We start from the raw sequence: 22,854 nt of genomic DNA, 5'->3' as shown, positions 1-22,854 counted from the left end.
ATTTGAGGGTCTGCTAACTACTTTTTTATCGTTGTACAATAATTAACACTTCTATCGTCCTTATCAGTGGGTCGAATTTAGCAAACATATTTTATTCAGCAAAAAAAAATATCAGACAACACACCGCACCCGAAAAAAAATACAATATATGTTGTGAATTATAATCCGGTGAAGTAGCAATTCAGTGAAAGAATGCATGAAAACCTGCCACAGCAATGCATTACAACGCAGAACCCCGTTATTAACAATCATTTAATATCATTTGCATAACTGACAATTTTTTAAACATTTTTTTTCATTGCCGTAAAGCATTTTATATTTAACTTGCTGTCCGCTGCTAAATCTTACACCACCGAACTTTTGTTTCAGCAGCACACTGCAATAATATTGCCAGCAAGACCTTAAAACCCATTTTCACAATACCCAAAATCGATCCATGCAACTCCCCTCAACAACCATCACCAACGGTACCCGCATGACTGTGAAGCCTAAACGAACACTACGCCTGCTGCAGTTACTGCAGCCTCACCGGGCCCTGTTTATAGCAGGCATGCTTTTTTTAATCACCAATAGCCTTGCAGGCCTTGCATTCCCCGAGCTGCTGGGACGGCTGATCAATGCCGGCAAACAACCAGAAACAGCAACGTACATCAACGAAGCAGGAATTGCATTAGTAGCACTCCTAACCATACAAGCCATCAGCTCATTTTTCAGAACACTGATATTTGTAAAGGTAGCCGAGAAAACACTGGCAACCCTGCGGCAGTCTGTCTACAACCACCTGGTAAAGCTTCCCATGCAGTTTTTCCTCACCCGGCGCGTAGGGGAATTAACCAGCAGGATATCTGCAGACATCTCGCTGCTCCAGGAAACATTTACCACTACCATCGCTGAACTGATACGGCAGCTGGTGATCATCATCGGAGGCATCACCTTCCTGATGCTGACCTCCATTCACCTTACGCTTTTTATGCTGGCCATTATGCCGGTCATGATACTGATCGCCGTGGCTTTCGGCCGTTTTATCCGTCATTTCTCCCGTAAGGTCCAGGACCAGGTGGCGGCCTCGGGCACCATCGTGGAAGAGACCCTGCAGGGCATCTTCAGCGTGAAAGCATTTGCCAGCGAATTCCTTGAAATGAAACGTTATCGTGAAAAGACTGACGAAGCGGCCCGTATTGGCATTCAAAACGGCAAATACCGCGCAGCCCTCTCCTCTTTCGTTGTCGCGGGTATCTTTGGCGCACTGGTAGCCGTTATCTGGCGCGGTGCGCTCATTGGCCTGGACACCGGCGAGCTGTTCTCCTTTGTGTTATATTCCGTCTTTATCGGCAGCTCCATAGGCGGACTGGCGGAAGTATATGCCTCGCTGCAAAAAAGCATTGGCGCCACAGACAACCTCTTCGCCATCCTCGACGAACCAGCAGAACCCCTGACGCCGGTCACCCGCCCGGCACCCGAACATACCCTCCATGGCTACATCAGTTTCCGCCACGTATCTTTCCGTTATCCCGGGCGTGAAGACACGCCGGTACTGAAGAACCTCTCCTTCCAGGCACAGGCCAACCAGACCGTCGCGTTAATAGGGCCCAGCGGCGCCGGGAAAAGCACCATCGTATCCTTACTGTTACGCATCTACGATCCTACCGGCGGACATATACTTTTCGACCAGAAAGACAGCAGCAGTTTCCCCCTGTCTGACCTCCGCTCCCAGATCGCTACCGTACCGCAGGACGTATTCCTTTTCGGTGGCACCATCGCAGAAAACATCGCCTACGGCAAACAGGACGCCACAGAAGCAGAGATCATCGCCGCCGCACAGAAAGCCAACGCCTGGGAGTTTATCCAACGCATGCCGCAGGGCCTGCAAACCATAGTAGGAGAACGCGGCGTACAACTTTCCGGCGGACAGCGGCAGCGTATCGCCATCGCCCGTGCGGTGCTGAAATCACCGCGCATACTCATTCTCGATGAAGCCACTTCCGCGCTGGACGCCGAATCAGAAAAACTGGTGCAGGATGCGCTCAGCAAACTGATGAAAGGCCGCACGGCCATCGTTATCGCCCACCGGCTGGCCACCATCCGCCAGGCCGACAAGATCATCGTTATTGACAAAGGCGCTATCGTGGAAGAAGGTACTCATCATGAGCTGATCAGTAACGAAGAGGGATTGTACAAGACGCTCTGTGAAATGCAGTTTATTCAATAAAAAAGGCCGGCTTTTTAGAGCCGGCCTGCACATAGGGGTTGACCACTGGTTATTGCAATAGTTTTTGTATGACTTCATCGAAATGGCTGCGCTGATAATAGTCCATCGATGTGGCGATGCGTCCGTCTTTATCCACAATGACCAGATGCGGGATACCGGTGATGTTAAACATCTTCCTGACGCCGGTTTCTTCTTTAAAGCCGCCGTCTGCCAGTACCTGTATCCATTCCATCTGCAGCTCTTCCATGGCTTTTTTCCATTTGACCTTGTCGTCATCTACCGATACGCTGACGAACGTTACCCCTTTGTCTTTATAGCGGTTGTAATGCTCCCGCAGGGTAGGTACGTAAGCACGGCAGGGAGCGCACCAGCTGGCCCAGAAGTCCAGTACCACCACTTTACCTTTCAGGTCTTTAAGCGCGACGGTATTACCGGCAGGGTCTTCTGTCCTGAATTCCGGTAGTGGGGAACGGACTTCTATCATCCGGTAAGTGGCGATCCTTTCCGCCAGGGCTTTTCCTTCCAGCGAATTTTTACCTTCCGGCGTCAGTTGCGCATAGGCAGCTTTAGCCTCATCGTACTTCACGGCATAGCGGCTGGCGATCCAGGCAGCAATTTCCTGTTGCGCGTGTTCTGCGAAATACTGCATGGGCAGCAAACCGCTGGCAAGGTATTGGTGCCATTGCTCGTTGTACCTCCCTCCTTTCAGATGCTTGCCCGAAAGGGAGTCAAAACTACAGTTGATCGTATAATCAGCGTTCTCCAGGAAGACTTCTATTTTACGCGTACTGATTTTCAGCTGTAACAGTTGTGGGTGGTCCAGTTTACCGGAGTAGGTAAACTCGCCGTTCTCGATGCGTACACGGGGAAAGTCAGCGATGCTTCCCCCGCTACGATCAAGAATCGTCACACTACCATTAGCGACGCCTGTTATTTTACCGTGGATCACGAAGCCGTCTCCTGCGAAGCTCAACAGGGGCAGCAGCCATAAAATCAGTAGTGGGCCGTATTTCATAGGATATAGTTATTTGATGATTTCAGCCAGTTTTTTCTCTACGTCCTCGCCGTACAGTCCCATGCCGAGGATCTTACCGTCTGGTCCGATCAGCACGTTAAAAGGAATGTAGTTGGCGCCGTAGGCGGCAATGGTTTCATCGCTCCAGCCTTTCAGGCTGCTTACGTTTGTCCAGTTGATGCCATGCTTCTCGACAGCATTCATCCATGCCTCTTTTTTAGAATCGAGGGAGACGGCGATCATGGAAAAATTCTTGTCTTTGAATTTATCGTTGGCCGCTTTCAGATAAGGGATCTGCGGTTTGCAGGGTCCGCACCAGCTGGCCCAGAAATCCAGGAACACATAACGTCCTTTGAAGTCCGCCAGGGACACCATTTTGCCGTTAGCGTCCGGAACACTGAAGGCCGGCGCCATATCACCTACTTTCACTTTTCCCAGTGCGCCCTGCGCTTCTCCCGGCTCACCGAATTTAAAGCCAACAGGCGCCGGATCTATTTTGCCGGGGTTCAGGCGGCGCTGCATGATACGGGTAGCGATAGCGTGTTCTCCCAGCAATGCAGCCACTTCATCATATTCTTTGGTGCCATTAAAAAACACTGTCGTTGCGTAAGCGGAAACACCGGAGTTGGGGTGTTTGGCGATCCAGTCACGGTAGGATTTCTGCACCTTCGCGGTTATGGCTGCATATTCCTTGCTATATTTATCAGCGGCTTCCTCATCACCTACCTTCATGGCCTTGCTGATCTTCTCCCCCAGCTCCGCCTGCTGTTTCACTTCTTTTCTATCCGGGGATGTGAGCGCCATCATTTCCTGCCATTCTTTCACCCAGGTATCACCTTTGTAAGTCGCATTATCGAAATACGGGCCTTTGCCGGTGATATGGACCTTTCCCTCTTCAAGATAGAGGATAGTACCACATTTCTCGCCCTGGTTACCGATCATCAGGATATAAATGCTTCCTCCTTTCTTCATGGAAGACTTCAGGGTGAAGCTGTGATTAACTACCCTCACGGAATCCCACTCCCCGGTATAAGGCTCTATGAGTGTTACGAGCGTATCGTTGGGCATTTTGTCCATTTTGGCAGTGATCACCACCTCCTGTGCAGAGGCACTGTAAGCGCCGGCGCCCAGCAATAAGGAAAAGAGTATTTTTTTCATCATGGATTCGTTTATATATCAGGCACCCTGAATGGCGGAAAGGGTGAAGCCTGATAACAATTTTTTAATTTGTTTATTTGGATATCTTATAGTTGACCATATCTTCCAGTACCCTTACCGTTTCGGCGAGGTAGATATCTTTTGCTGTTTTTTGCAGGAACTCCGTAGTGGCGGGACTGTTATCCGCTTTGCGCAATGACGGGTGGAGCGACCTGTTAACGGGCAGCAATACACGCAGTGTATCGGTACCGGTGTTTTGTTTGGTTGTCTTGATGTCTTTCTCCAGCTGCGCAGTCTGTGTATATCGCTGACGGAAAGCCTGCAGATCGAGCGCCGCGGGCTGTCCGGCTATTTTTTCCAATTTCGCATTGCTGGCAGCTATGGCGTTAAAAGCCGATGCCTGCGCCACCCGTTTACGTGCTTTTTCGACAACCGTATTATAGTCAAATGTGAAGGTTTCCCGTTCAAACGGCATCAGTTTCATCGTATCGCACACCAATGCGGAGGAGTAGTCTTTTTCCATAATGGACTCACGGTTCATTCTGTCCTGCAGTACAATATCGGGCACAACGCCTTTAAGCTGGGTGGATTCACCGGTAACGCGGTAAAATTTCTGTACCGTCAGGCGCATGCTGCCGTAGCTGATGTCTTTGGTACCTTTGTCCGGATCGCCCATTTTGCCGAGGTTGACGTTCATCTGTGCGGTCCCTTTTCCGAAGGTGGAGCTGGTACCGATGACCAGCGCCCGTTTGCGGTCCTGCATAGCAGCTGCGAATATTTCAGAGGCGGAGGCGCTGCCTTCGTCAACCAGCACGGTCAGCGGGCCGTTGTACAGTGGTGTTGCCGCGGGTGAGTTGTAGCGATCGACTTTATCTTTACCCCGGAGCCAGCTCATAGGGCCTTCCGGCACAAAGCAGTAGCCCATTCTTACCACTTCATCGAGGGCGCCGCCGCCGTTGCCGCGCAGGTCCATCACCATACCATCTACTTCCTCCTCTTTCAGTTGTTCCACTGCACGGATCACGTCATTACAGGCGCCGTTTATTTTCGTAGGGCTGTCATCGGTATAAAATATCGGCAGATAGATATATCCGAAGCGTTTACCGTTGTGTTCTATCACGGCGCTCTTGGCGCGATTTTCCGTGTCGATGATTTCTTCCCTGTTGACCGTCACCTGGCGGGGTTTATCACCGGGCTGTTGCAGCTGGAGTTTTACCGGTGTGCCTTTTTCACCGCGGATCATGGCAGCTACTTCTGTAGGCGGTATGCCGGCCACTTCCTTCATCTGTCCCTGATGATCGGAAATAGCGAGAATAAGATCGTTTTCTTTTACGGTGCCGGCGCGGTAGGCAGAGCCGCCAGGCAGCAAGCGTTTCACGAAGAAGTCAGCTTCCTTTACGCCCAGTTCTATGCCGAGGCCATAGTAGCGCTTGTTGAGCATATCGTTGAGCGTCAGCGCCTGTGGTGCCGTGTAGGCAGTATGCGGATCTACCTCCATCACGGCATCCGCCATGTACTGGAAGAACTTGTCGTTTACCGCCTGCTGGCGGGTATTCTGCCGGAAATAGTCCGCATACCATTTCCCCACTTTTTCGCGGGCTTTGGCTTCCAGCGCGGGACTGGGCGTTACTACGGCGGCAGAATCCTGCATCTCCATATAGTTACGGAGCGTGTAATATTTGAGCAGTTTGCGCCAGAGGTCAGCCTGTGCTGCCTTGCTGGCCGGATAGGGTGCATTTTTTCGTTCAGCCAGTACCGTTTCCTTCACTTTAAAATCGAGCGGCTGGGCCAGTGTCTGTTCACACAGCGTTTGCAGGTCGCGTACCCGTTGGGCATAGATCGCGTACGCAGCGTCAAAGAAACCGGTGCCGGCTGCTTTTATTTCGTCGTCGATGGTAGTCTGGAAGGCCGACAGGCGTTTAATATCTTCCTGCAGGAAAATGTTTCGATGAGGGTCCAGCGAGGCGAGATATCTTTTCCATACGCCGGCGGCATAAGCGTCGTCCAGCTTCCTGGGTTCGAAATGGCTTTTATTGATTTTGTTGAAGACGGAGGTAACCACGTCTTTACGATAAGCCGGCCATGCGGCAGTGTCAGCAGGCGCCTGGGCGCTGGCGGTGTAGCCGGCGGACAGGGCACAGGCCATCAGTAGCCATGGATTATTTTTGCGAAGTAGTTGTTTCATGTTCATCGATTAATGGGTATAATTATCAGGGTTTCTCACCGACAGCCTGGAGGTCTGTAGCAAAGTTGTTGGCAAAGTAGTTGATGATGATTTCATACTTTTTTCTGATCAGTCCTTTGGTGTCCACCGTTGGACTTAGCACCGTCGCTTCCAGTTCGGCCTTGCTATGGGAGGTGATCGCCTCCACGTAATCCAGGAAGTCTACCACCACGTTCAGGATCGATGCGTTCGTATTGCCGATAACACCGTTGGCGTATTTGTTGCCAGGCTGAATTGCCAGGTAGTCATAAGGCGCCAGCTCTATGAAAGCCTGCGGTATGTCCACGCTTTTAACCCGGTAGGCCCGCTCCATATAAAACCGGTTCAGGAGGCCCCGCATCTGTTTCGTCGCAGCTGGGGTTTTATCAGGCAGGGTGCTGTCTGCCCACCCGATCGTCAGCGTGCTGATGGTACTGGCAAAACCAGCAGCATCGCGCGTAGCGCCGGTACCAATATAGGAAGCCAGCAACACTTTAAAAGGAAGCGTTTTCTTCAGGAAAGACTCCGGGTACCGTGTTATTAACTGGTCATAAAAAAAGCGGAGCGTATTGCCAATATAGGCAGGGTTGGCATTAAAGGCGCTATCCTGCCGCATATTTGTATAGTTATAGGCGAAATCGGTATGGGTAAACCGGTACAAAATGTAACAGTTGTATTTCTGGTAGAACTGAACGATCGAATCGTCATAACTGTGGTTGCCTTGTGGCAGCGTATAGCTGGGCACATCGACAGATGGTGTCAGGATGGCTTCTTTACGGCAGGCCGTAAATACTATCAGGAGGGAAGCCAGGAGCACGATATATCTTCTCATCAGTAGTCACATTAAACGTTAGGAAATATTACAGCGGCTTGCGTTCGCCGGGATACAACGGATTTTGCAGCAGCGCCGGGTTACGGTTCAACACATCGTCCGGAATAGGCATCACATACATCGGATCGCGGGCCTCCAGCCGGAAAGTTTGCGTCGTCGTCACATTAGGTCTGTAGATATGCTCAATAGCGGGCATGCCATATCTTCTGAGATCGAACCAGCGGTGCAGTTCCTCCCGGAAAAGTTCTCTGCGGCGTTCTTCCCGGCACATCTGCAGCATTTCGGCGGCGGGTTTCACCTCCCATGCTTTAAAGGAAGCGGCATTGATGCGGTAAGACCGGAGCGTATTGAGGCTTCTTAATGCCTGGGTGGCGGCGCCGGCATCCCCACTGGTTTTATAACGCTGTATATAAGCTTCAGCCCTGTTGAGATAAGCTTCAGATACGCGCCATCCGTTGGTTAACGTAGCGTTTCCTGTTTTATAGGTGCCGGATGTTTTCATTTGTCCCAGTTCGATGGGAATAAACTGTTTCATTTCCGGTGGTATCACGATCAGGCTTATTTCCCTGCGCAGGTCATTATCCTCAAAAGTGTTGAACAGGTTACGGGAGACTTCATAGTTGATGGTGAAGGGCAGGTTTACCTGCTCATCCGGCTCCCCGTAGGCAAAGAGGGTTTCCTCGTTATTAATGCCCGTGAGCGGCCGGTTGTCCGGGTCTGCGTATCCCCATGAATTAAAGTTCATGAGGCCGGAACGTTCTTTCAGCACCGCGTCTGCATGTTGAATGCATTTATCCCAGTTTTCCATGTAGAGATATATCCTGCTTGCCAGCAGATGAGCGGCGGGAGCGGATATGCGATATAGCTCCACGTTCTTTTTATACTTATCCAACAGCAGCACAGCACTGTCTATATCGTTGGTGATCTGCGTATAGACTTCCTTCACGGTATGGCGTGCCAGGAACACATCGGCCAGGTCGCCGGTGGTGCGGATGGGTACGCCGGGGCTCTTGTCGGGTGTTGTAGTGGAATCATTATAAGGCTTTGCGTAGATATTTACCAGCATAAAATGGTAAAAGGCTCGCAGCGCATAGGCCTGTCCTTTCAGCAGCTCTTTTTCTTCCTGTGTTCCGGAAGCCGTCTCCAGCCCGTTCAGTGCCAGGTTCACGCCCAACAGCAGGCGATAGTAAACACCCCAGGTATTGGTTTTGTAGGCATACCCTTCTCCCGACAGCCGGCGTTCAAAATCCGTTTGCCACTGGAAGATCCCGGCAGCCACATGGGGCAACGGGTCCTGCCTCACCGGGCCGGTATAACATTCCACATCGTCGTCGAGGTAAGCCATCCACGGTTGCAGGAATATCGATCTTCCGGGGTACCCCTCCGTCCACAACAGGTTTCCATAATCACGGGCGGTCTTGGGCGTGATATCTGTTTGTGAGTATTCCTGCAGAAATTTTTTACAGGAGGTCATACCCAGCGCCACTATCATGATGATCAGTACTTTTTTCATCTCGCTCTGTTAAATGTTTGGATTAGAATGATGCATTTACACTCAGGGAATATTGCCTGCTGAGTGGCAAAGCGCTGGTCCCTGCCCCTTCTATCTCAGGGTCCTGCCCTTCCAGCCGGCGGTTGGCAATGGTAAATACATTGTTGACACTGGCATTGACGGTCAGGTTTTTAAGTCCGGTACCGGCCAGTTTATTGAAAGGTATACCATAACCCAGCCGGATGGCGTTACACCGTAAATAGTCATTACGGACAGTCCTCAGGTCAGATACTTTATAAGCGGTATAAGGGTCTGTAATCAGCTGCTGATCGATACCCACAGACTTTGCATAGAGGTATGGTATACGCAGACGGTCATCTATGCCCAGGTCTCTCAACACGGGGAAGTCTGTGTATTTTTCATCGCCGGGTTTACGCCAGCGGGTAAGGTAATCCCGGGGGACATTGGCATTGGGGGACGGAACGCCGTTACTTGTCAGCTGGGATGAGCGGAAAGGATCATTCAACCGTTTACTGCTGCCAAGGCTCACATAAAACATGGCGGAAACGGAGAATGACTTATACCTGAATACGGGCTGGATAGAGCCGGTGATGACCGGTAAAAGTTGTCCGGAGTATACCAGCAGGTCGTCCGGATTGTTGGATGGTTTGCCATTCAGTTTACCGAAGGTAGGGATACCTCTTACCGGATCCAGTCCTGTGTACTGATAAGAATAAAAGCTGCTGATAGGTTTTCCCGCGATGCGTGCGCCGCCATTCAGCAGCAAAAAGAAGTCTTCCTGGAAAACTCTGTCAGCAACGCGGTTTTTCACTTTACCGGTTGACAGTGTAAAGGAGAGCTGTGTATTTTTCCGGCGGATAGCGCTGACATCTACGGACGCATCCCATCCGGTGTTATACAATGTGCTGCCGTTGCGGTACATGGTATTCATGCCGTATTCGTAGGGAATATTGATATTATCGAGCACATCGACGGTTTTTTTGGAAAAGTAATCCACGCTCACGCGAAAACGGTTATCGAACAGGGCGAAATTGGTACCGATATTCCACTGATAGGTTTTTTCCCATCGTAAATCCGGGTATGGCATGGATTTAATTCTCAGTGACGGCTGACCAAACTGGTCCGGTCTGTCGGGGCTACCGTAGGTGGCGATCAGGTTGGGGCTTACTGCTGTCACCACATTTCCCTGTGTACCGTAGGAGGCGCGTACCTGCCAGTCGGTCAGCAGCGTAGTAGCGGGGAACCAGCTTTCCATGGCGGCATTCCAGCGGCCGGAGAGGCTGTAGTTGGGTAAAAATTTGGCATTGGAGAACTGACCGAACCGGTTGGAGCCGTCAGATCTGATGGTACCGCTGAAGATGTAGCGGTTCATCAGGCTATAGGCCAAGGTACCGTAGTAAGACACGGTGTTGTCCAGGCCGCTGTTGATCACCTGCGAGGACAGATCTTTACGGCTGCGGTCTGCCGGGGCAAACGCTTTTCCGCGGTCGGGGAAATATCCCGGCTCCACAGCAACGTTGGCATTCGTCTTCGAGCTGCGGATCTCATTACCAAGGCTTACATTGAACTGGTCGCGCTCCTCAAAAAAACCTCTGGAGTAATCCAGGCTGTTTCTCAGCCCCCAGCTCAGCGCTTGTTGATTTTGTATATAGGCCATACCGCCGTAAGGGAGAACGCTCGAAGTTACGGCCTTGGGTTCCGGTATCGTGCCGTAGGCCCATCCCCGTGTATTAGAGATATAGTAAGACTGCTCATCTGCCGCAGCAAAACCATCCATGGCGTCCGTAATGATGCTGGAGGAATTCCGGAACACCAGTCCCCTGGCGATTTTGTAGTCCAGGTTCAGGTTCAGGCTCGTGGACGATTGCGTAGAAGTATTTTCGGTGTGGGCAATCTCATTGAGCATGTTCATCGTGATGGGCGGTGCATAGTATTTCAGCGGAGAATTGGAGCCTGAAGTGCTGGGCGCCCGTAACGGATAATAGTCGTCAGGGCTGAACACACGGCTGGTCTGTAGCGCGTAAGTCAACGGACTGACGCCCTGGAAATACGTCCTGGCACTGCGATAGTTGCTTTGCAGGGAGACGTCCAGCGAGAGCCGTTTGGTCACCTGTGAGCGCAGATTGAAGCTGGCTGCATATACTTTATTTCCATCCTCTTTAGCCGAGCTGTTGTTGGCCGCGTAAGATGCGGACGCATAATATACAGTTTTGGCCGTACCGCCGCTCAGGCTCAGGGAGTGTTGCATACTCATCTGGTTGCGGAACAGTAGTTTAAACCAGTCGGTATTGCGGGTTTCGATCGTGGCCACTCTTTCTTTGAACTCTGCTTCGGTGATATGCCTTGCATACAGGGCACGGAGCAGCCCTTCATAGGTCAGCTCCTCTTCCATACCGGCATAATAGTCATTATACAGCACATGATCTTCCTGCATCTGTTTGGAAAAGGTCACCCGTTCCTGGGAATTCATGAGCATCAGGTTACGATAGGAAGGACGCGCCTGAAAAGAAACGTTCGCATTATAGTTTACCTGCATTGGTCCTTCTTTACCTCTCTTGGTCGTGACCACGATAACGCCGTTGGCAGCACGGGTACCATAGATAGCGGTGGCGGCAGCATCTTTCAGTATGGTGATGCTTTCAATATCATAGGGATTGAGGCCGCCGATAGCGTTGCCCATCAGTTCAAAATTGGAGGCACTGCCTTCAGACACGAGGTTGTTCAGCAGGGCATTGGAGATATTCACGGGGTCAGGGCGTATCATACCGTCTATCACCCACAGCGGCTGGGTATTGCCGACCAGCGTGGAAGTGCCACGGATGCGTATATTGGGTTTAGCGTTCACGCCGCCGGAATTATTGACGATCATCATGCCTGGCACCTTACCCTGCAACATTCTGTCTACAGAAGGCTGGCCCGGCTCGATGATATCTGCCGCTTTCAACTTAAAATATGAACCGGTAGATAAACGGGGATCTATTTTCTGGTAGCCGTTGACCACCACTTCCTGGATATCCCGGGCGATGGTGTCCATCATAAAGCGCATGATGTCCGTTTTGTTGGGATCGGCGCGGTACACCAGTGGTTTCATGCCCAGCAGGGTCATGCTGATTTGTTCATTAGGTGTTGCAATAAGAAAGAACAGTCCATCCGGCCGGGTTACCGTCATCTCTTTAGATTCCAGTCCCTTCACGCTTACGCCGCTAAGCGGCTGCCCGGCGGGGTCCGTGATCTGGCCACGGACCACTACGCCGGTCACTTTATCTCCGGGCGACGGAATGGCCGTCGTCGCGGGTTTCTCTTCGTAGATCATGATAGCGCCCATCTCTACGCTAAAGCGCAGGTTCGTGTTTTTCAGCAGCTGCTTCAACAGCGTTTCCAGGGTACTCTGTTCCACTTTAACCGTTACCGCCGGCTGCCGGCCTATCAGTTCACTGTTGTAGGTAAACCGTAAGTCCATCTGTTTACGGAGATCTTTCAGCACTCTGCTCAGGGGTGCATTAGTGGCCTTGTAGGACACCTTGCGGGTGAGGATGCCCCGGGCAGCTTCCTCCTGCTGGGCCGTGGCTGTAAGGACAGCCATCAGCAGGAAAAATGACAGCAAAACACCTGCCTTCCGGACATAGCGTAGTAAGGCCCCTCGCAGGAAGGGCAAACCCTGCAATTTTTTCATGTTGGTCTGATATTAAAGTTTAAGGGGGCAACCGCTGGTCGCTGAACTACCCGTTGTCAATCGCCGATATGACGGCTGTTTAATTGTTATTGTTGTTTCTTCACATGTACAGTACGGCCATCTACTTCAAAACGGACCGTTTGCAAACTTTTGGTGATTTGGTTGAGTACACCCTGTAAAACCGCAGGGCGGCGTATGTCTATCGTAAAACTCATTCTTTCCAGGTCGGTATCGTCAAATATAAAGTCATAGTCGTAAGTGCGTGCCAGGGTGACGGTTATTTCCCGCAGCGGAGCATCTTCAAAGAAGAGGTCACCCTCTTTCCAGGCGGTAAAAAGGCGTGCTTCCACCGCCTGTTTCTGCAGCGTGCCGTTACTATTTAAGACGGCCTGTTCATCGGGTTGCAGTACCATCTGCGCTGCTCCTGCCGTTACCAGCAGTTTCCCGCTGGCGAGGGTGGTGGTGGTCTGTGCATTATAGGCGTTTACGTTAAAACCGGTGCCCAGCACCTTCATCTCAGTTTTGCCGGCATGAACGATGAACGGTTGCGCGGCCTGTTGGGCTACTTCGAAGAAAGCCTCTCCCTGTACCGTCACCTCCCTGGTGGCGCCATGGAAGGCGGCCGGAAATATCAGGCGGGAGGCGGCATTCAGCCATACCTGCGTGCCATCTGCCAGCCGGAGCGAGAACTGTCTGCCTCTGGGCACATCCAGTGTGTCCATGGTGGTTACCTGTTCCTGACCGCTGCCGGCTGCATACTCGAGATGGTCTGTACGGGCTTTTATACGGGCAATATTATTATGCTGGATCTCCAGTGAATCCTGTCCCAGCGTGACGGTGCGTCCGCCGGAGAGATGTAGCATTACTTTTTCCTCCGGCTGGGCGTTCGCCAGTTGGGCGACCGGTTGTTGGGCCCGGAATGTCCACCAGGTGGCGCCTGCCGCCAGTACCACCGCTGCAGCCACCGCTGCCCTTGCCAACACGCGTATACGTCCTTTCCGTTGGTCCCTGGCTTCGGTAAAACGCTGCCATCCGTCCTCCGCTGAAAAACGGCCTGCCTTCAGCCGGGCCTGCACCTCTCTGGCCGCGGCCAGCGCCGCCATTTCGGCGTCGGTCATGTCCGGCGGCAACTGCCCGTCCTCCAGCTGTTCTATCAGCTTGTCCCAGTCAATATCGTGCTCGTTGTTATCTAAATTCATATCTGGTTATTGTTAAGGCACCCGAACTTCAAAAAAGGGTGAAGCCAATTTCAAAAGCGGGATAAAAAAAATATAAAAGAGATCATCCGCGCCATCCATCCGCATTCTTTTCTTAAAAACTGTAACGCCAGTTTGATTTGTGTTTTCACCGTATTCACGGAAATATCCAGAACGGCTGCAATATCCTTGTATTTAAGCCCATCACGGTTGCTCATGAGGAATATACGCTGCCGCTGCTCGGGCAGACGGGAAACAGCTGCCCACAGCGCCCTGTTACGCTGCTCCTCTTCTTCCTTGTCTTCCAGCGGGAAATAGCGGGTCAGCTCCTCGATGACATGAATCTCTTCCAGCTGCGTTTTGCCAGATTTCCGGAGATAGTTCAGAGAAGCATTTTTTACCGCACGAACGGCATAACTCTTAAAGTCGTGTGTGATCCGGATGATATGACGCTTATGCCAGCAGTACAGGAAGAAGTCCTGTACCACGTCCCTCGCCGCATCCTCATCTTCCACAATGTAATAGGCTACCGTACATAAAAATGTATAGTGTTGCCTGAACTGTTCCTCAAAGGAAACAGCCTCTCCTGATCCTGGTTGATGCATAAGCCACTTTGTACGTTCATTGTTACCCGTACAAAGTAAAAAATAATCCGGATTTATTTCCATCATCTCCTTTTAGCTGCGGTTCACATGAAATCTGTTCTGACGACAATCCTGCTATTATGGTCCTGGTATATGATAATTAGTATCAGGCACGCGGATACCGAAAAAGGGTGAAGGACGGGGAAATTTTTTTTGTCAAAAAAAGCGCCCGTCAACGGTGCGCCTTTTTATATTTTTCTTCCTGTACGGCGATCGCCTTTGTCAGCGTACTGGTTTTTATATCGAGGTAACCACTTCTCCCCTGTTTAAAGTCCGTCTCCGGTACTGCCTGAAAATTAATCGTGACCTGACTGTCCGCATAAGTGTATTGTTTGCCCCACCGGGAAGAATCCGCCAGCTTCAGGGCATAGTGATTTTCCAGGTAGTCTTTTATCTCCTGTTGAAAGGAATAGCTCATAATACGGAAGCCGAACCCGGCCACCTTTTCATTATAAGCCAGTAATTCCACATGCGGCGGCGCGTAGCGATCGAACAACAACACGCCTTTGTTGTCTATTCCATAAGAGAGCATATTGGGAAGATCATAGAGTTTACCCTGCCGGACGCCGGTGATGCCCTGCAATACTTTCGCGGCCAGTTCATCAAACTGTAGCTTCGCCAGGTTTGTCTTTTGCTGTGCGAGAGCGGTAAGGGAAAACAACCCCATCAGGGTGGTTAACAGCAACTGTTTCATGGTATCGTTTGTTGGAATGAATGTACGAATTTTTCCGCCCGCAACCTGTCGTTATTTGCCACCTATTTTGTCATAACTACCCGGTCAGGTTTGTCTTTCAGCCGTTTATCTTTACAAAAAAACAGGTCATGAAAATACTCATTTGCCTGGTGCTGGCCCTGCCAGGATTATTTTCTTTCACGCTCAATAACAATATTATGCAGCACGCATCCGAAAAAACCGGTCAATACGCCACCATCAATGGTATCAGGATGTATTATGAAATCCACGGTAACGATAGCGGTATCCCACTGGTACTGGTCCATGGCGGTGGCTCCACCATCCCCTCCAATTGGGGCACGCTGTTGCCGCTACTGGCGCCCCATTACAAGGTGATTGCCATGGAGCTGCAGGCACATGGCCGTACGGGCGACCGCAACGCGCCGGAATCCTTTCAGCAGGACGCGGCGGACGTAGCGGCGCTACTGCAATACCTTCACATCCGGCAGGCCAATATTGTGGGTTTCAGCGATGGCGCCTGTACCACGATGGAAATAGCCATTCATCATCCGGCCATTGCGCATAAAATCGTCCTGATCTCCGGTAATTATCTACGGGAAGGCATGGTACCCGGTTTCTTCGAGGGAATGGAAAAGGCAACGTTTGCAGATATGCCGGCGCCGCTAACGGAAGCCTATCTCGAGGTGAACCCCGATCAGCAGGGAGTTGTCAATATGTTCAACAAAGACCGGGCAAAACGCATGGGCTTCCGCGACCGGACGACCGAAGACATGCAGTCTATCCACGCGCCCGCCCTGGTGATCGGTGGCGACCGGGATGTGATCACCACCCGGCACTTTGCGGAGATGTCGCAGGTGATACCGGGCGCCCGGCTGGCCATACTCCCCGGCAATCATGGCTCGTTTATCGGCGAGCGCCTGACTTTTGAAGCTGGTAGTCCCATGCCCGGAATCACGGCGGGCATCATCCGGACTTTCCTGGATGGCCAGCCCTGACCGGCGGATTACAGCAGGCGCAGTTCCTGCGCCCGTTTTACCAGCGCCACAATATTGTTGACACCGAATTTCTGCAGCAGCGTGGCACGGTGGGTCTTTACGGTCAGCGGACTGATAAACAGCTCCCGCGCGATGTCGCCGGAACGTTTGCCTTCTGCCAGCAGCTGCAGTATTTGTTTTTCCCTTTTGGTGAGCTCGGGTATGACAGCGCCGGTATCCAGTTCCGGGCGGGAGATGATTTCCTGTACTTCTTTAGAGATGGAGGTATTACCTTTCAGCACTTCGTGGATACAGGCCAGCATCTCTTCCGGGCCGGCCGTTTTCAGCAGGTACCCCGCCGCGCCTTCATGCAGCATCTGCCGGATGATGCTCCTGTCGCTCAGGTTGCTCACCACCACCACCTGTGTGTCCGGCCATCGCCGGCGGATGCCCTGGCACAGCAGCATCCCGTTGGTGTCTGGCAGACTGATGTCCAGCAACACCAGCTGCACCTCATTGCCCTCCATAAATGACAGCAGGTCGCTGCCGGTATGAAAACAGCCGGCCACCGTCCATCCCGGCGCTGTTTCCAGCAGGTCTTTTAACCCCTTCACCACAATGGGGTGATCATCCACGATGGCTATCTGTAACATATAGTTCAATATTAATGATAGTACCGTTTTCTCCCGAATCGATCTGCATGTTGCCTCTCAGCAGTTCTACCCGGCTACGGACGCTGGACAGGCCAATCCCCTTGTGATGATGGCCGGTATTAAATCCTTTTCCGTTATCTTCCACCGTGATAAAAAACATGGCAGCCTCCTGGCTGCACTGAAGCAGCACCTTTCCGGCGCCGGAGTGCCGGGCCGCATTGTGCAGCAGCTCCTGCACAATGCGGTAGATCATAGTCTGTATACGCGGCGGGATGTCCTGCCGGATATTATAAGCGTTGAATACCACGTGTAACTGCGGGGAGAGCATATTTTCACAGAGGTCTTTCAGCGCCGGCTCCAATCCAAGTTTCAGCAGCGACTCCGGCATCATGTTACGGGCAATCCGGCGTAGTTCATGTACCGACGTGCCCAGCTGTTCAGCTGCCAGCCGCAACGCCCCCTGTTGTGTTTCGCTGCTTTGCGCCATACGGCCGAGGTGAAGTTTCAGTCCGGCCAGCGTACCGCCGAGGCCATCATGCAGGTCCCGCGCCAGCCGCGTACGTTCCCGCTCCTCTCCTTTCAGCAAGGCATCCGTGATTTCCATCTGCCGCGCCTGTTCAATGACGCGTATCTTTTGCCCCATCCTGATTTTACGCTGGCGGATCACATACAGGAAAAAAAGTACCGTCAGCCACAGTAAGATGGAAACGCCCCACAGCAGGTAGCGCTGCAAACGCGCCCTGCCCTGCAGCGAAGCTATCTGCTGTTCTTTCCGGGCCGCCTGGAGCTTCGCCTCCATTTCTTTCAGTTTAAATGCGGTTTGCTTTTTATCGATACTGTCTTTAAAATGAACATACTTTTCCAGGTCGTCGTAGGCCTGCCGCAGGTCACCCGTTTTGCGGGAGTACGATGCCATTGCTTCCAGCGAGGATAAGACAAAAGAAGACGCCTCATCTTCCAGCGCCATTTCATAATTTTTGGCCGCGGCCGCCCTGGCGGCCCGGTAGTCTCCTCTTGCTTCCTGTAATTCTTTCTGCGCCGTGTACGCATCATACTGATTCGTCCGCCTGTCAAATTGTTTCAGTTCTTCAAATGCCTTATGGCATGCGATAGCGGCAGATTCCAACCGGCCTTTGGCGGTATGGTAACGTGACTGATAGCTGTAATACCTTCCCCAAAGTACATTGGCGCCCAGCGCTTTCAGATGCATGGCCGCCGTATCGAGATAGCGCTCGCCGCGGTCAAGGCTATCCATGTACAACATAAGCAAGGCGCCGCTCAGGAACGATTCGGCAATCTCCTCCGGCCGGCCCTTGAGCTGCATATACCGAAGGTCTTCCTGCGAATAGGGATAGGCTTTCGTATACTCATTTGTGTTAGTAAGCCCTGCGGCTACATTATGTACTGTTGCAGCGTACATAAAAGTATCTTTCAACGCCAGGATCAATGGCAGGGAACCGATGATCAGTTCCATCGCTTTTTCGGAATAACCGTCATTGGCGTAGGCGAAGGCAATATTGTTATTGCATTTCAGGTACAGGCTTCCCGCTGCGGGCGACAGGCTGTCCGGCGACAGCAGCAGCCTGGCGCTTTCATATTGTGCGATAGCACTGTCATTAACAGCCTGCATCAGATACACGTATCCCATCCTGTAATGCGCCAACGCCTTGTAATAAGTATAAGGCACCAGCCTCCCGAGCCGCAGCGCCCGGACGCCAAAATCATAAGCCTCGGCGCTTTTACCCATGTTCATGTAATTGCCGGACAGCTCTCCCATCAGTCGGATACGGTCAGTATCGCTAACTGCTTTTGTGAGCAGGCGTTGAAAGCTGTCTATCCGCTGCTGATAAGCCTGTGCGGCAACTGTCAGGGCGCAGCAACTGTAAAAAAAATATATAAGCAGGAAACGTTTCACATCCGGGAAGTTAATAACAAACAATATCTAATTTACTACATCTCCGCTTAAAAACTAAAAAATACTCCTTTGGGAGTATTCCCCTGATAGCAGCTTTATCTCAATTTTGAATCGTGAAAAACATCCTGTCCGACATTGTAAAACCTCAAACATATGCGACTCTCTTTCTGCCTTTTGATAGCGCTCACCTTCGTTGGCCTGGCGGCGTGCAAAAAAGACAATAACAGCGACAGCCCCGGCGGTGGCAGTAATTACAACTACGGCCCCGGCGCCGTATTCATCAAACAGGGCACCAGCGGCATCCGGCGGCTGGACATGCCCTCCGGCGTGGTTTCTCAGCTAGTGCCTGACTGGCAGGGAGGAGCCGGCTGGGACATCAGCTGGGACGGCAAAACCGGCGTAAAACAGATGGACCCTACCGGTAACGCCGCCAGCAGCGACTATGTATTATTTAACACCAGCGATGCTTCCGTCATCAAGACCATTCATTACAGCGCGCCCAGTGGTGATGACCATGATGGCGGACTGCCCATGATTTCTCCCGATGGTTCAATGTTGGCGCTCGGGCCCACACTGGACGACGGTCTTGTCATCATCGACCTGAACGGCCGCGTGATAAAAAACCTCTCCGGCTACGGCAACTATGATTTCAAATATCTCGACCCCATCAACTGGGCGCCGGACAATACCATCCTGTTTAAAATGAACGGTGCCTTGTACCGTACAAGCAAAGATTTTACGCGTGCCTCCAAAGTAAAGGACATACCTTTTACCGACTGGAGAGGACATGCGGTGGCCAGCCCGGACGGCAAAAAAATCGCGCTCTCCGCGGGCAATCACATCTGGCTGATGAATGCGGACGGCAGCGATTTTCATGTGATCACGGAAAGCAGCCAGCAGGAAACGAAACCCTCTTTTTCACCGGATAGCAAATATCTCGCTGTTCTCGCCAATTCAAGGGCATCGTCTCCCGGCGATGGTTTTGGTACCGCCGCTCATCTTTGCCTGGTACCCGCCGACGGGCAGCTGTACAAAGTATATCCCGGTGAAGACAATCGTGTAGTCCAGGTGGTGGAAAACGGCCGGCAACCAGACACCAGAGGGCTGGGCATCGCCGTTGTAGGGGATTTTGTATGGAGATAAATAACCCGCTTTTATCAGGTATTTCCAAAGGTGATCACTGCCTTTTTTAAAGCAGGGCTGTAGAAAAGATGGATATCCTCCGGCGTAGTATGTTGAAATCCGTAGCCATCTATACTACCGATATATTCGAAAGAAGCGTCCAACTGTTCATAGGGCCAGTCGCCCGGAAATTCCGCCGGCGGCCAGTGCAGTAAATATGCCCGCAGGATGTCGCTGCTGCTCCGCGAGGTAATCGGAGACGGTATCTTTTTCCAGGGCTGCCGGTGTAATGTAAGCATTGCGGCAGACTATTCCGGCACAACCGGTATCAGGCCATGATACTGCCCGGTGTAATGCCGCACCTGTTGCGGTCTTCATCGAACTGCATTTTCAGAAAGCCGGTCATCATCCCGTTCGTTCCGGCCTGGCTAAGATACACTTCATGATCACGGGCATTACGCAGCACCATGGTGGTGTGGATGATTTTCTCCTGATGCCCACCAACGACAAAGTCGATGTGTGTGGAACTCATTGCCAGATCGCGGCTGTCTGCGATATTTTCCGGTTGTTTGTATCCCAGATGCGAGAGGCATACCACCACATGACAGCCGTGTTCCTGTTTAAGACGGACAGCCACATCATTGGCCGTCTGCACCGGCGACAATACCGTAACGCCGCTACCCGCAGGCAATGCCGGGCCTACTCCGGTAATACCTACTTTTAACGATCCCGCATAAACGATTTTATAGGGTAATACCTGGCGGGCCAGGGCTTTGTCGGCAAACCGGTAATTGCAGTTCACCAGCGCAAACTGCATATCGGGGATAAGGGCTGCCAGCGCTGCCTGTCCGCCGGCCAGTTCGCGGTTGCCGATCGTAGCGGCGTGGTAGCCGGCGCGGTTCATGGCGGCGATGATTTCCCTATGTTCGTCAACGTTAGTCTCCCCGTGAAGAAAGTCGCCTGCATCCAGCAGGATACCGGCATCGCCAGGGGGGCGCAGGTCGGCGACCTGTCCATGCATATCATTGGTATGCCAGATGGTGAGCTCACGGTTGTTACCGGGAAGGTAGGTCGCGTTACCGATGGTGGCGGCCAGGGAACGGAGAGGTTGTTGGAGCAACAGCAAACCCGTAGCCAGCGAGGTGTTACGCAGAAAAGCGCGGCGATCTTTGTTCATATATTATAGGGACCAAAAAGAAATTGCGGCCAAAGATATATACATTCCCGTTATTTTTTCCCGGAAATAAATATTGGATGAAAAAAAATATATAATACTTTTGTAGCGGTTTTTCAAACGCGACGAGCACCCTTTACCTAAATCTACCAAAACTATGGACGAGGCATTCCTCGGAGAAATATTCCTTATAGGATTCCAATTCCTTCCTCCCGGATTTGCATACTGCAATGGCCAGCTGCTTCAGATCAGCGAGCATTCGACCTTGTATTCCTTAATAGGCACCACCTATGGCGGAGATGGCATTGAAACATTTGCGTTGCCGAACCTTCAGGGCAGGGTACCGGTGGGCAGCTCCAGCCAGGATTTTAATTATGTCCCCGGGATGACCGGCGGCGATGCCACTAACCAGCTGACTGTTGGTCAGATCAGCGATCACACACATTCCATCGTCACCAACATCCGGATGAAAACTGGCACGGCCGCTGACACGCCAGCTCCTGGCAATGCTTACCCTGCACCAGCTACAGCGGCGCCCCGTTATGATACGCAGAGTGATGAAAAAATGATCGCATTGAATGTAAGTGATATGGTAACACCTCAGGGAGGGAAGCTTACCACCGAGCCCAACACCACCAGTAACTCACCCGTTAACAATATGATGCCTTTTCTTTGCCTGAATTATGTGATCTCGTTACAGGGCATTTATCCGTCTCCCATTTAATTTTTATCTACAGGTATATATGGTAAAAGAGTACCAGTTTATAGGCGACATTATCATGGCCGCTTTTTTGAATGCCCCTAAAGGGTATGCGCAATGTGCCGGACAAACGGTGTCCATACAGCAATTTACAGCGCTATATGCCATTGTGGGCAACCAGTATGGCGGCAACGGGGTAACGACCTTTCAGCTGCCCGACCTACGGGGTCGTGTGCCAATAGGCGCCGGCCAGGGCCTTGGTTTAAATCAGCGTACGCTGGCCCGGCCGGGTGGCGAGAAATCAGTAACACTTACCGCTGCCAACCTGCCACCGCATATCCATACCGTACGGGAAGATAAACTGTCTCTTCCTGCCGGAGCAAATAATGATACCCACAGCCCTGTAGGTGCTTTTGCGGGTACTGCTGCTACTGGCAACCTGTACAGCAGCACCGCCGGAACAGGGACTACCGCCGCATTGCAACACACGCTGACAATGGATAACGGCACCCCCGCACTGCCGGTTAATAATATGCAGCCATATCTGGCCATACAGTTTTTTATCGCGCTGGAAGGTTTCTTTCCCTCAAGAGGGTAGCTTCCGTCATATTAATAAATATCCATTATGCCTTACATTGGAGAAATTAGAATATTTGCAGGCACCTTTGCACCTGATGGCTGGTTTTTATGCGACGGCTCGTTACTAAGCATCGCACGGTATACCCCGCTGTATGCCCTGCTGTCCTATACCTATGGCGGCGACGGCAGGAACACCTTTGCCGTTCCCGATCTGCGGGGAAGGGCCCCTTTACATGCGGGCGACCTTTTAGGCACTACCTATACGCCAGGCCAGATGGGTGGCACCGAAAAGAAAACCTTGTACAGTTTTCAACTACCTGCACATATACATACGATATCCGGTAGCGTATATCAACCAGTGCTGGGCGAAAACCCCGGACAGCTAACGTCTCCCGATAACACCTACATGGCCATTACCAACGGGCAACAGGTATACAGCAGTGTAAAACACGCTACCAGCCGCATGGCGCCACTGAAAACAGCGATACAGGTACAACCTGCAGGAAGCGGCCAGCCCATAGAGAACATGCAACCCCATCTTCCGCTCAATTTTATCATCTGTGCGCAGGGTAATTTCCCTCCACATGCCTGACCCTTTAT

General features: G+C 51.8%; 19 protein-coding genes. 6 read left to right on the top strand and 13 right to left on the bottom strand.

The genetic code is table 11. The features are described from left to right. The first annotated feature begins 436 nt into the window (after nucleotides 1–436). A complete protein-coding gene (locus B5D63_RS25615; RefSeq protein ID WP_078671704.1) occupies nucleotides 437–2,209 on the top strand; it encodes an ABC transporter ATP-binding protein in 1,773 nt (590 codons plus the stop codon). 49 nt (nucleotides 2,210–2,258) lie between these two features. On the opposite strand, the gene B5D63_RS25610 is transcribed toward B5D63_RS25615, so the two are convergent. The 9 genes from B5D63_RS25610 to B5D63_RS25570 all read right to left on the bottom strand — a co-directional run bounded on the left by B5D63_RS25610 (nucleotide 2,259) and on the right by B5D63_RS25570 (nucleotide 15,137). Beyond that, complete coding sequence (locus tag B5D63_RS25610) at nucleotides 2,259–3,224, bottom strand: TlpA disulfide reductase family protein (protein ID WP_078671703.1); 966 nt, start codon at nucleotides 3,222–3,224, stop codon at nucleotides 2,259–2,261. 9 nt (nucleotides 3,225–3,233) lie between these two features. After that, complete coding sequence (locus B5D63_RS25605; protein WP_078671702.1) at nucleotides 3,234–4,385, bottom strand: AhpC/TSA family protein; 1,152 nt, start codon at nucleotides 4,383–4,385, stop codon at nucleotides 3,234–3,236. A 70-nt stretch (nucleotides 4,386–4,455) separates the two neighbouring features. Continuing rightward, the gene (locus tag B5D63_RS25600) at nucleotides 4,456–6,567 is read right to left on the bottom strand and encodes a carboxy terminal-processing peptidase (RefSeq protein ID WP_159456161.1); all 2,112 of its coding nucleotides are present in this window, start codon (nucleotides 6,565–6,567) and stop codon (nucleotides 4,456–4,458) included. A 25-nt stretch (nucleotides 6,568–6,592) separates the two neighbouring features. After that, nucleotides 6,593–7,417, bottom strand: coding sequence for a zinc-binding metallopeptidase (locus tag B5D63_RS25595; RefSeq protein WP_078671700.1), 825 nt, complete (start codon nucleotides 7,415–7,417; stop codon nucleotides 6,593–6,595). A gap of 28 nt (nucleotides 7,418–7,445) precedes the next feature. Then, the gene (locus tag B5D63_RS25590; RefSeq protein WP_078671699.1) at nucleotides 7,446–8,930 is read right to left on the bottom strand and encodes a RagB/SusD family nutrient uptake outer membrane protein; all 1,485 of its coding nucleotides are present in this window, start codon (nucleotides 8,928–8,930) and stop codon (nucleotides 7,446–7,448) included. Between the two features lie 22 nt (nucleotides 8,931–8,952). Beyond that, on the bottom strand, nucleotides 8,953–12,603 hold the full coding sequence (locus B5D63_RS25585; RefSeq protein ID WP_078671698.1) for a SusC/RagA family TonB-linked outer membrane protein: 3,651 nt from the start codon (nucleotides 12,601–12,603) through the stop codon (nucleotides 8,953–8,955). Nucleotides 12,604–12,689: 86 nt separating this feature from the next. Further along, nucleotides 12,690–13,802 carry a FecR family protein gene (locus B5D63_RS25580; RefSeq protein ID WP_078671697.1) on the bottom strand — a complete coding sequence of 371 codons (1,113 nt, stop codon included), beginning with the start codon at nucleotides 13,800–13,802 and terminating at the stop codon, nucleotides 12,690–12,692. 50 nt (nucleotides 13,803–13,852) lie between these two features. Further along, on the bottom strand, nucleotides 13,853–14,404 hold the full coding sequence (locus B5D63_RS25575) for an RNA polymerase sigma-70 factor (RefSeq protein WP_159456160.1): 552 nt from the start codon (nucleotides 14,402–14,404) through the stop codon (nucleotides 13,853–13,855). A 211-nt stretch (nucleotides 14,405–14,615) separates the two neighbouring features. Next, the gene (locus B5D63_RS25570) at nucleotides 14,616–15,137 is read right to left on the bottom strand and encodes a hypothetical protein (protein ID WP_078671695.1); all 522 of its coding nucleotides are present in this window, start codon (nucleotides 15,135–15,137) and stop codon (nucleotides 14,616–14,618) included. 128 nt (nucleotides 15,138–15,265) lie between these two features. On the opposite strand from B5D63_RS25570, the gene B5D63_RS25565 reads away from it, so the two are divergent. Continuing rightward, nucleotides 15,266–16,132, top strand: coding sequence for an alpha/beta fold hydrolase (locus B5D63_RS25565; protein WP_200817100.1), 867 nt, complete (start codon nucleotides 15,266–15,268; stop codon nucleotides 16,130–16,132). 8 nt (nucleotides 16,133–16,140) lie between these two features. Here the strand turns inward: B5D63_RS25565 and B5D63_RS25560 are convergent, their stop codons facing one another. Both B5D63_RS25560 and B5D63_RS25555 read right to left on the bottom strand, forming a co-directional pair. Next, complete coding sequence (locus B5D63_RS25560) at nucleotides 16,141–16,764, bottom strand: response regulator (RefSeq protein ID WP_078671694.1); 624 nt, start codon at nucleotides 16,762–16,764, stop codon at nucleotides 16,141–16,143. Beyond that, nucleotides 16,739–18,679 (bottom strand): sensor histidine kinase, encoded by a 1,941-nt coding sequence (locus tag B5D63_RS25555; protein WP_143313093.1) that lies wholly within the window; start codon nucleotides 18,677–18,679, stop codon nucleotides 16,739–16,741. The genes B5D63_RS25560 and B5D63_RS25555 overlap by 26 nt, the downstream gene beginning before the upstream one ends. Nucleotides 18,680–18,832: 153 nt before the next feature. Here B5D63_RS25555 and B5D63_RS25550 point away from each other — a divergent pair, with 153 nt between their 5' ends. Continuing rightward, nucleotides 18,833–19,822 carry a TolB family protein gene (locus B5D63_RS25550; protein ID WP_143313092.1) on the top strand — a complete coding sequence of 330 codons (990 nt, stop codon included), beginning with the start codon at nucleotides 18,833–18,835 and terminating at the stop codon, nucleotides 19,820–19,822. A 14-nt stretch (nucleotides 19,823–19,836) separates the two neighbouring features. On the opposite strand, the gene B5D63_RS25545 is transcribed toward B5D63_RS25550, so the two are convergent. Further along, nucleotides 19,837–20,100 carry a hypothetical protein gene (locus B5D63_RS25545; protein ID WP_078671691.1) on the bottom strand — a complete coding sequence of 88 codons (264 nt, stop codon included), beginning with the start codon at nucleotides 20,098–20,100 and terminating at the stop codon, nucleotides 19,837–19,839. A 29-nt stretch (nucleotides 20,101–20,129) separates the two neighbouring features. Beyond that, nucleotides 20,130–20,978: a bifunctional UDP-sugar hydrolase/5'-nucleotidase gene (locus B5D63_RS25540; RefSeq protein ID WP_078671690.1), complete on the bottom strand. Its 849-nt coding sequence runs from the start codon at nucleotides 20,976–20,978 to the stop codon at nucleotides 20,130–20,132. A gap of 154 nt (nucleotides 20,979–21,132) precedes the next feature. On the opposite strand from B5D63_RS25540, the gene B5D63_RS25535 reads away from it, so the two are divergent. Genes B5D63_RS25535 through B5D63_RS25525 form a run of 3 tightly spaced genes read left to right on the top strand, consistent with a single transcriptional unit; the run spans nucleotide 21,133 to nucleotide 22,846 of the window. Further along, entirely contained in the window at nucleotides 21,133–21,699 is a 567-nt protein-coding gene (locus tag B5D63_RS25535) for a phage tail protein (protein ID WP_078671689.1), read from the top strand. A 19-nt stretch (nucleotides 21,700–21,718) separates the two neighbouring features. Continuing rightward, nucleotides 21,719–22,273: a phage tail protein gene (locus B5D63_RS25530; protein WP_078671688.1), complete on the top strand. Its 555-nt coding sequence runs from the start codon at nucleotides 21,719–21,721 to the stop codon at nucleotides 22,271–22,273. 27 nt (nucleotides 22,274–22,300) lie between these two features. Beyond that, nucleotides 22,301–22,846 carry a phage tail protein gene (locus B5D63_RS25525; RefSeq protein ID WP_078671687.1) on the top strand — a complete coding sequence of 182 codons (546 nt, stop codon included), beginning with the start codon at nucleotides 22,301–22,303 and terminating at the stop codon, nucleotides 22,844–22,846. Nucleotides 22,847–22,854 lie beyond the last annotated feature (8 nt).

This window comes from Chitinophaga eiseniae (assembly GCF_900167135.1).
GTDB lineage: Bacteria > Bacteroidota > Bacteroidia > Chitinophagales > Chitinophagaceae > Chitinophaga > Chitinophaga eiseniae.
The sequence above is the reverse complement of the archived record's forward strand: the minus strand, read 5'-3'. Positions and strand labels throughout refer to the sequence as shown.

What these genes read in the sequence shown, in the direction of transcription:
- B5D63_RS25615 (WP_078671704.1), top strand. Translation starts at nt 437, where the DNA reads ATGCAACTCCCCTCAACAACCATCACCAACGGTACCCGCATGACTGTG.
- B5D63_RS25610 (WP_078671703.1), bottom strand. Translation starts at nt 3,224, where the DNA reads ATGAAATACGGCCCACTACTGATTTTATGGCTGCTGCCCCTGTTGAGC.
- B5D63_RS25605 (WP_078671702.1), bottom strand. Translation starts at nt 4,385, where the DNA reads ATGATGAAAAAAATACTCTTTTCCTTATTGCTGGGCGCCGGCGCTTAC.
- B5D63_RS25600 (WP_159456161.1), bottom strand. Translation starts at nt 6,567, where the DNA reads ATGAAACAACTACTTCGCAAAAATAATCCATGGCTACTGATGGCCTGT.
- B5D63_RS25595 (WP_078671700.1), bottom strand. Translation starts at nt 7,417, where the DNA reads ATGAGAAGATATATCGTGCTCCTGGCTTCCCTCCTGATAGTATTTACG.
- B5D63_RS25590 (WP_078671699.1), bottom strand. Translation starts at nt 8,930, where the DNA reads ATGAAAAAAGTACTGATCATCATGATAGTGGCGCTGGGTATGACCTCC.
- B5D63_RS25585 (WP_078671698.1), bottom strand. Translation starts at nt 12,603, where the DNA reads ATGAAAAAATTGCAGGGTTTGCCCTTCCTGCGAGGGGCCTTACTACGC.
- B5D63_RS25580 (WP_078671697.1), bottom strand. Translation starts at nt 13,802, where the DNA reads ATGAATTTAGATAACAACGAGCACGATATTGACTGGGACAAGCTGATA.
- B5D63_RS25575 (WP_159456160.1), bottom strand. Translation starts at nt 14,404, where the DNA reads ATGCATCAACCAGGATCAGGAGAGGCTGTTTCCTTTGAGGAACAGTTC.
- B5D63_RS25570 (WP_078671695.1), bottom strand. Translation starts at nt 15,137, where the DNA reads ATGAAACAGTTGCTGTTAACCACCCTGATGGGGTTGTTTTCCCTTACC.
- B5D63_RS25565 (WP_200817100.1), top strand. Translation starts at nt 15,266, where the DNA reads ATGAAAATACTCATTTGCCTGGTGCTGGCCCTGCCAGGATTATTTTCT.
- B5D63_RS25560 (WP_078671694.1), bottom strand. Translation starts at nt 16,764, where the DNA reads ATGTTACAGATAGCCATCGTGGATGATCACCCCATTGTGGTGAAGGGG.
- B5D63_RS25550 (WP_143313092.1), top strand. Translation starts at nt 18,833, where the DNA reads ATGCGACTCTCTTTCTGCCTTTTGATAGCGCTCACCTTCGTTGGCCTG.
- B5D63_RS25545 (WP_078671691.1), bottom strand. Translation starts at nt 20,100, where the DNA reads ATGCTTACATTACACCGGCAGCCCTGGAAAAAGATACCGTCTCCGATT.
- B5D63_RS25540 (WP_078671690.1), bottom strand. Translation starts at nt 20,978, where the DNA reads ATGAACAAAGATCGCCGCGCTTTTCTGCGTAACACCTCGCTGGCTACG.
- B5D63_RS25535 (WP_078671689.1), top strand. Translation starts at nt 21,133, where the DNA reads ATGGACGAGGCATTCCTCGGAGAAATATTCCTTATAGGATTCCAATTC.
- B5D63_RS25530 (WP_078671688.1), top strand. Translation starts at nt 21,719, where the DNA reads ATGGTAAAAGAGTACCAGTTTATAGGCGACATTATCATGGCCGCTTTT.
- B5D63_RS25525 (WP_078671687.1), top strand. Translation starts at nt 22,301, where the DNA reads ATGCCTTACATTGGAGAAATTAGAATATTTGCAGGCACCTTTGCACCT.